The 7,387-nt window shown below is 53.1% G+C and carries 5 protein-coding genes and 2 pseudogenes; 6 read left to right on the top strand and 1 reads right to left on the bottom strand.

The window, feature by feature from the left end; translation table 11 throughout:
• Window positions 1-205: pseudogene (locus FV223_RS02660) on the top strand (IS5/IS1182 family transposase); the annotation flags it as partial.
• A gap of 31 nt (window positions 206-236) precedes the next feature.
• Here the strand turns inward: FV223_RS02660 and FV223_RS02655 are convergent.
• A pseudogene (locus FV223_RS02655) lies at window positions 237-754 on the bottom strand (transposase).
• A gap of 354 nt (window positions 755-1,108) precedes the next feature.
• Between FV223_RS02655 and FV223_RS02650 the strand changes: the two are divergent.
• The 5 genes from FV223_RS02650 (at window position 1,109) to FV223_RS02630 (ending at window position 7,268) form a co-directional block, all read left to right on the top strand.
• Complete coding sequence (locus FV223_RS02650; protein WP_147725336.1) at window positions 1,109-2,050, top strand: Wzz/FepE/Etk N-terminal domain-containing protein; 942 nt, start codon at window positions 1,109-1,111, stop codon at window positions 2,048-2,050.
• A 34-nt stretch (window positions 2,051-2,084) separates the two neighbouring features.
• Complete coding sequence (locus FV223_RS02645) at window positions 2,085-3,368, top strand: polysaccharide biosynthesis/export family protein (RefSeq protein ID WP_187276036.1); 1,284 nt, start codon at window positions 2,085-2,087, stop codon at window positions 3,366-3,368.
• A gap of 194 nt (window positions 3,369-3,562) precedes the next feature.
• Entirely contained in the window at window positions 3,563-4,540 is a 978-nt protein-coding gene (locus tag FV223_RS32350; protein ID WP_147725334.1) for a glycosyltransferase family 1 protein, read from the top strand.
• Between the two features lie 134 nt (window positions 4,541-4,674).
• The gene (locus FV223_RS02635) at window positions 4,675-5,583 is read left to right on the top strand and encodes a glycosyltransferase family A protein (protein ID WP_147725333.1); all 909 of its coding nucleotides are present in this window, start codon (window positions 4,675-4,677) and stop codon (window positions 5,581-5,583) included.
• The gene (locus tag FV223_RS02630; RefSeq protein WP_147725332.1) at window positions 5,580-7,268 is read left to right on the top strand and encodes a tyrosine-protein kinase domain-containing protein; all 1,689 of its coding nucleotides are present in this window, start codon (window positions 5,580-5,582) and stop codon (window positions 7,266-7,268) included. Before FV223_RS02635 ends, FV223_RS02630 begins: the two co-directional genes overlap by 4 nt.
• Window positions 7,269-7,387 lie beyond the last annotated feature (119 nt).

Here is a 7,387-nt window from a genome sequence, read left to right as displayed (position 1 = left end):
GTGGGCGAACGTGAAGCCGATGCCCAACCGCAAGAACGTGCCGGCCTTCAGTGCCTTCCTGTACAAGTACCGCAATCTGGTCGAGCGGTTCTTCAGCAGGATCAAGCACTTCCGTGCGGTCGCAACAGGGTACGACAAGGACCCGGAAAACTTCCTGGCCAGCGTCAAGCTCGCAGCCGTCCGCGTCTGGCTCAGGACTTTATGAGTCCGCTCGCTAGGGCGTGTTGTCGCTTGAGCTAGTCGAGGGCTGCGGCAAGGCAGAGGACGCCCATGAAGCTGAGGGCGGTCTTCTCGTTCGGGTAGCGATGGCGCGCCATTCCTTGTCCGTCGGCGATCACGCAAGCCTTGGTCCCATAGCCGCCACGCGTCCTTCGACAGGCTCAGGATGAGGCGGCCAAGTGCTTCACGATGATCTCGTTCGGCCCCAGATCCCCCTCGCGGCAGCCCCCGCCGCCTTTTGGTGCGCCCGCACGTTCGTGTCGTCCAGGAACACCATCCCAAACTGAACGCCGCACTCTTGCACAAGGCTGGGAAGGCGCTCCCAGACGCCGGCACGCGACCCGCGGATGAAGATCTGCGCCGCCCGCCACCGGGGACCCAAGTCCTCCGGAACGGCCCGCCACTTGGCCCCGTTCTGATGCCGCTAGAGGATTGCCGAGAGCGTGCGCCGAAGATCTCGTGAGGGCGTTTTGGCCCTGGGCCGGCAAGCCGCCACCAGGGGTACCAGTTCAGACCATTGCGCGTCGCTCAGCATCGTCCCTCCTGACTCAAAAAGATGAAAACGCAAGCCCCGCCAATCCGTTCAGGCCACGACAGGCCCTTGCAGCATTAGGGTATCAGAAAGGGCGGGATCGATGGCTGCCAACGTCTGCAACAGTGCAAGAGGGCCTACAGACACGCACTGCCCGGATTCGTCCAATCGTGTTGCTTTGCTATCTCCTACGAGAGACGTGCACGCATCGACCTCGCGCTATCGCATTTAGCTGCATCCCCAAACGTCTGACGAATCATCGCACGATGGTATTGTTAGACGTTCAAAAAATGATCCGTCCTTTCAAAGCTCCGTCAACTCGCTTATGGTTGAACGGCTTACCTGCTTGGAACTCCGATGAGAGCGCCTCACTTCTCGGGAATAAATACCTCTACAGTTCAGTCAATCTGGACAAGCGATCGCTCTATATCGGAAGCAACCATTTTTGTAGCCAGCAGATTACACCACATACGCTCAAAATTAGCATTTATTTTTATTTGGGTTATAGCATTTATTGCGTCATCCGTAGTGTATAGTAGAATTTTGCATCCAGATTTTATTGCAACAACACAGATACTTCTACAGCCACATATAGTAATAAATGACGGACCTGAGAAATTGCGCCAGTTTTATCAACTTGTGCTGGATAGCGATCAGTGTGAAACTGAGATACGTGTATTAAATTCTCGAGGTCTTCTATACAAAGTATTTGAAGATCAAAATCTTACTGCTGCTTCGGAAATTCAAGGAGGGGCAGATGGTATATGGGCTCTGATTAGCACCAAGCTTGACCGAATGCAAAATGTCACAATCGAAGACTCTGCTTCTATCGAAGCATTCGACGCTTTTCTTAGACGCGTAAGGGTCCGTCGCCTTGGTTTGTCCTACGTGATAGAGATTTCCTACCGGGCGCACAGTGCCGAGCAAGCGACCAAGATTGTGAACGCCATCGCATCAACCTATGCAGCTTACCGGTTGCGTGGCGTGCTGGCTCGCGAGCAGCGGCGCGGCTTCTACCTCGAAAGTCGGCTATCGAATCTCCTACGGCAGATCACCGCTGCTGAGGCAGGAAGCCGCCTCGGGGTGATTCCCGAGTATGCAGTGTTTGATTCCGATGTCCGCCTGCTCGGACCCGCAAATCGACCACTAGGTATTGCCTATCCAAAAATGAGCGCGCTTATGCTTATGATGGGCGGCCTCGGGTTAACCAGCGGATTATTGATCATTCTGCTTCCGCGTGGGGCGCCAGTGCGGCATACGGATCGAGTGGCTACCTCCACAGTTATTCATAAGGTATAAAGTTTGCATGTGGGCGCACATAAGAACACCGCACTTGGCCACCTTTGTCCTCCTTGCGAGCGTCGTCGTGGCTAGGGCAGAGGAGCCTTATCACCTGGGGCCACTAGATCAACTGCAGGTAAAGGTTTCTGACCTACGTGCTGGGACGGGAGAAGCCTATCAATGGCAAGCGTTTAACGGTGATTTCACTGTTGGCGCGTCCGGTCGTGTGTCTCTGCCTGTTGTTGGTGAAATTGAAGCAAGCGGACGCACCACGACGGACATAGCTACTGATATTGCGGAGCGTTTAAAAACCAAAGCGGGCCTTGCGACCAAACCCGACGCGTCAGTCCAGATTATAAAATTCCGTCCCTTCTACGTCGTGGGAGGGGTCGAGAAGCCGGGTGGATATGAATTCCGGCCGAATCTAACTGTCCTCCAGGGTATCAGTCTCGCGGGCGGTATTCAACGAGTGCCAACAGACGTGCTACTACAATTCGTCCGCGATGCTGTTCAATCGCGGGGCGAGATTAAACAGCTTTCGGCAACACGCTTCGCCTTGATCGCGCGCCAAGCTCGTCTCGATGCCGAGGTTAAGGACACGCCCTTAACTTTCCCACCTGAACTCGAAACTCGATCAAAAGAGCCGGAAATTGCTCGTATCCTCCGGGAGGAGCGGCTCACTCTTGAAGCTCGTCACGGATCTCTCACAGCGCAAATCACAAATCTCAAACAAAGTAAAGACTTTTTGACAGAGCAGATTTCCTCACTTGTATCAAAAGATGCGAACACAGGCGAACAGATTCAAATCATTAAGCAAGAACTCGCCCGGATCTCAGGACTTGTAAGTAAAGGCCTCTCCGCAATGCCACGTCAAATCGAGACCTCGCAAACGCTTGCGACTCTCGAGTCGAGTCGTCTTGATGTGCAAATCGCAGTGATCCGCGCGCGTCAAGATATTTCAAGGGCTGACCGCGACATCCTCGACCTAAAGGATCAGAGACGTAATACTGCGCTACAGGAGCTGGCTGAGACTCGAATAAGGTTAAACGAGACAACAGCAAAGCTGGAGTCCGCTAGAAATCTTCTTTACCAAGCAGAAATTCGTTCCCCCGCGACAGTAGTTGCTAATGCAGAGGCTTATACAAAGCCGGAATACATTATTCTTCGCCGTCACAACGGTAAGTCAGAGCAGATTACAGCAGAGGAGGGTGACCTACTCCAACCTGGGGATGTTGTCCGGGTTCAGCCGCACCTCACAGAGACTGCGAAAGGCTTTGTCCCAGGGATGAGCGCAGAGACTGCGCGCACCTTGGGTGGTTCGTTGAACGACTTCTAAAATGGGATTCATACGTGAATAGCTCAGAGTCCGCACCATTCAGATCGCTCGCCGCGGACCGCACAAACCAGATTGAAGCGTTCGCCGGATGTTCGGATCTTAGCCTGCCCAGGCCATCGTTCGCGATCAACGGCCGGTTCTACAGTCATCCTCTGACAGGCGTACAACGCTACGCCCGTGAGATTGTTCTGCAGATGGACGATCTTCTCCATTCTCAAGGAAGCAGTGCCGAACTTATTCTACCACCAGGGGTAAGAGCCAGTCACGGGTTCGCCGCAATCGCGCCAGTCGCCACGAGGGCAACGTCGGGGCATGTTTGGGAGCAGTTGATATTACCGCTCCAAGCCTCAACACCCTTACTTAACCTTTGTAACACAGGTCCTATCGCTCTGCGACGTCAAATCGTGTGTATGCACGATACTAATGTCTTCGATGCGCCTGTCAGCTACAGCCGGTTATTCCGCTTTGTATACCGTGGTTTGCTGCCGGCTCTCGCGCGGCGAGCCACGCTAGTTACTACAGTGTCGCATGCGTCTGCACAGCGTTTGTCTCATCACCTAGGGATCCCCGCCAGCTCAATTCCCGTACTGCCAAATGGGTATGAACATACCTCTAAATGGAACGCTGAAGACTCGGATCTAAATGTCCGCCTTGGGGGATGTCGGCCCTTTGTCCTGCTACTTGGCAGCGTGGCTAAACATAAGAATGCTGCGTTCATTCTTGAGCAGGCTTTAGCGCTCGATGAGATAGGTCTCGATCTTGTAGTAGCGGGAGGATCGAGGCACATCTTTGCCGAAACGATGATGGTCAACGCTTCAAACATTCATCGGCTCGGCTTCGTCACCGACGACGACCTTGCTTGGCTCTACGCGCACGCATTATGCCTGGCATTTCCATCTCTTTCCGAGGGGTTCGGCATCCCTTTAGTGGAGGCAATGGCACTAGGTTGTCCAATTATTTCGTCCAATCGGTCGTGCATGCCCGAGATCTGTGGGGACGCCGCTTTACTTGCGGATGCCGAAGACACAATAGCATGGCTTGCACATTTCCGCCGCGTCGCTGCGTCACCCTCGCTACGGGATGACCTTCGCGCCCGTGGGCAGGAACGAGTCAAGAGGTTTTCCTGGCGTACTTCAGCAGCGTCTTATCTCGATCTGCTGACACGTATGTAGTGTGTAATTAGCCCGCTGGGATAGATTGCTGCAATTGATGGACGGCAGGTCAGGTTAGTACGGCCGGTACTAGATGTCGCTGGCTTATTGTATCTACAATTATATATGCGGTATGGTAAATTCGGAGTCGAATTATGAATAGCACAGGGCCTCACGGTGGGAAGGAGGGGCAGATCGCTCGAGTCTGTGTAGGAATCGCGACTCGCGGCCGCCCGGAACAACTCGCAGCGATGCTTGACCATCTTTCCACTCAAACTCTTGCGCCACACGCAATCGTGGTCTGTTGCTCGGAACCGCGAGATGTTGGATCTGCTACCTTAGACCCGAAAGTTACCGTAGTTTATCGGGAGGCTGGCCTACCACGCCAGCGAAATGGTATTCTAGATGCCGTACCCATAGACACCGACTGGATCGTCTTTTTTGATGACGATTTTTATCCGGATCGACGCTGGCTCGAAACGGTGTCGCAGGTTTTCGCGGCCGATGAAAGAATCTCGTGCATCACTGGCTACGTAGTTGCTGACGGAATCCTAGGTCCTGGCTTAATGAGGGAGGAAGCTCTCGCGCGCATCGCCGCTCACGACTTATCTGATAGTGATTGGATGATAGAAGGCGAGAGTCCCTATGGCTGCAACATGGCTTTCCGCCGGACGGCTATCACAGGGCTTCGCTTCGACGAAAGGCTTGTCCTATATGGTTGGCTCGAGGATCGAGATTTTGGAGCTGCCGTCGCGAAACGGGGGGGGCGGCGGGTTAAAATCGGCAAAGCTTATGGTGTTCATCTTGGCATCAAAGGGGGGCGCGTATCAGGTCGAAAACTAGGTTATTCTCAGGTGATGAACCCCATCTACTTAAATTGGAAGAAGACTATGACGACGAAACAAGCGATCGCTCAGATCGCTCGCAACGTTGGGTCCAACCTCGTCAAGTCGATCCGTCCAGAGCCGTACGTAGACCGACGCGGACGGCTCATTGGCAACTTGATCGCTACGCTTGACCTTCTGCGCTTACGCTTGACCCCAGAGCGGGCCACCTTCCTATGAATTACACCCATCCTGTCGTTCGTGCAGATGACCCCCATCAAGGCACGCTCCCTACATTAGAGCACATCGACGTGCGCGATGAGCGAAGCGATCTAAGTGGCACTTGGATCGGAGACTTAATAACTGCGGTACGGCGGCAAAGGCTCAAACTTTTCCTATGGGTGCTAATCTGCTTCGCCATTAGTTGCAGCTACACCTTTCGTGCAACCCCAGAATACGTCGCCTCTGCGCAGATCGTCCTCGAGCCCCGTGCGCGGCTTCCGGCCGGTTCTGACGCGGCGGCAGCCGCCGCCGCGGTGGCTCCAATTTTAGACAGTGCTCAGGCTGAGAGCCAACTTCAAATTGTTCGTTCGGTACGAAACCTAAGGTATGTTTTTGACACATTAAATTTAGGATCTAATCCAAATTTCGCTCCAGGAACGCCAGGGCTCATCAGTCAGATTATCGGTATCGTGACTTCAATGGGGTTATCATCCAAGTCCACAACTTCGCGGAAACAAGAAGGTAATCAGAATATCGAAATTGCATTCCAAAATTTTTCTGACCGAGTTCAAGTTCGCCGACTTGGGCAGTCCTACGTCATTGAAGTGTCGTTCCGGGGAAGCAATCCTGATGACACTGCTCGACTTACAAACTCGATCGCCGCTTCATATATTCGGGATCAAGTGCTAGTTCACGCTCTTTCCGAACAACGTGGGACTGAATTTCTACAAGGCCGGATTACATTGATTCAAGCTGAAAAGAAGGCAGCCGACGAGGCGGTTGCGAGCGGCATCATCACCGACTTCCAGTTCCCTGACTCGGATGCTCGCATCGTTGGAGAAGCGCTGAAGCCTCTGGCCGCTACCTACCCGCAGACGAAACTCAACCTGTTGTTTGGATTTGTATTTGGCTTAGTTAGTGGAATTGTCCTAATCGCAATAACGAGCAATTTTGATAAGACTGTACGATCGGCGGCTCAGATCAGGCGTGTTCTTGGTATCGATTGCCTAGTTGTAGTCCCCCGGTTGAGATCTGGACGCTTGACGGAGACGACTGCCCTCGACCAGCCAGGATCTGATTTCGCGCAATCTATACGCCTCCTCAGAACTGTGCTTTTTGCTGCTCGGGTCAAGACTAGTCAGGCAGCCGTAGGTATCGTCTCCTACGAGAATGGAAGTGGTTGCAGTACTTTGAGTGCTAATATTGCGCTTTTGATTGCCGGATCGAGTGGTAGTGTAGTGCTAATTGATGCTAATCTTCAGAGGCCTGATCTGACCCGCCGGTTTGCACCAAACAGCGTAGTCGGTCTTGATCAATTCATTAGGTCTTCCCCGGCCAAAGGGCAGCTGCCTGAGATTAATCTGACAGACTCGTTGAGTTTCGTACCAGCGGCAGCTGCAGATCAAGTGGTCGACCCCAACGTATTTCTCGGCACTGAATCGATGCGTACTGCCCTTACTGAGTACAACGAGCCGCGAGATATGATCCTCGATCTACCGTCCCTTGAAGGCTCGTCGGACGCACAGGCTTTAGGAAGCATGCTTTCTGGCATAGTTATCATCGCCGCAATCAATCGTACCAAGATTGATCAGCTTGCAGAAACTGTTCGTGCTCTGCGGTCAGCCAAAAGCCAAGTGCTCGGTGTTGTGCTGAATGATCCACTTCCTCTTAGAGGCCGTCGGTCAATTCGTAGAACGACATAAACTCAGTCTTTATTTCGAAAAAAATTAGATTCGCTTTTGGTGTACGCTAATCGTCGAGTGGCGTCCCACGGCTTCTAGCGTTACCGCCGTCGTTTAGATTTCAGGACACAGAGTTTTAC

Origin of the sequence: Methylobacterium sp. WL116, assembly GCF_008039455.1 — a bacterium.
GTDB lineage: Bacteria > Pseudomonadota > Alphaproteobacteria > Rhizobiales > Beijerinckiaceae > Methylobacterium.
Note: the sequence above shows the minus strand (reverse complement) of the source record. Positions and strands in the feature narration are given on the sequence as shown.

Excerpts from the sequence above, each read along its gene's own strand:
- FV223_RS32350 (WP_147725334.1), top strand. The coding sequence starts at position 3,563 with ATGGACGATCTTCTCCATTCTCAAGGAAGCAGTGCCGAACTTATTCTA.
- FV223_RS02630 (WP_147725332.1), top strand. The coding sequence starts at position 5,580 with ATGAATTACACCCATCCTGTCGTTCGTGCAGATGACCCCCATCAAGGC.
- FV223_RS02635 (WP_147725333.1), top strand. The coding sequence starts at position 4,675 with ATGAATAGCACAGGGCCTCACGGTGGGAAGGAGGGGCAGATCGCTCGA.
- FV223_RS02650 (WP_147725336.1), top strand. The coding sequence starts at position 1,109 with ATGAGAGCGCCTCACTTCTCGGGAATAAATACCTCTACAGTTCAGTCA.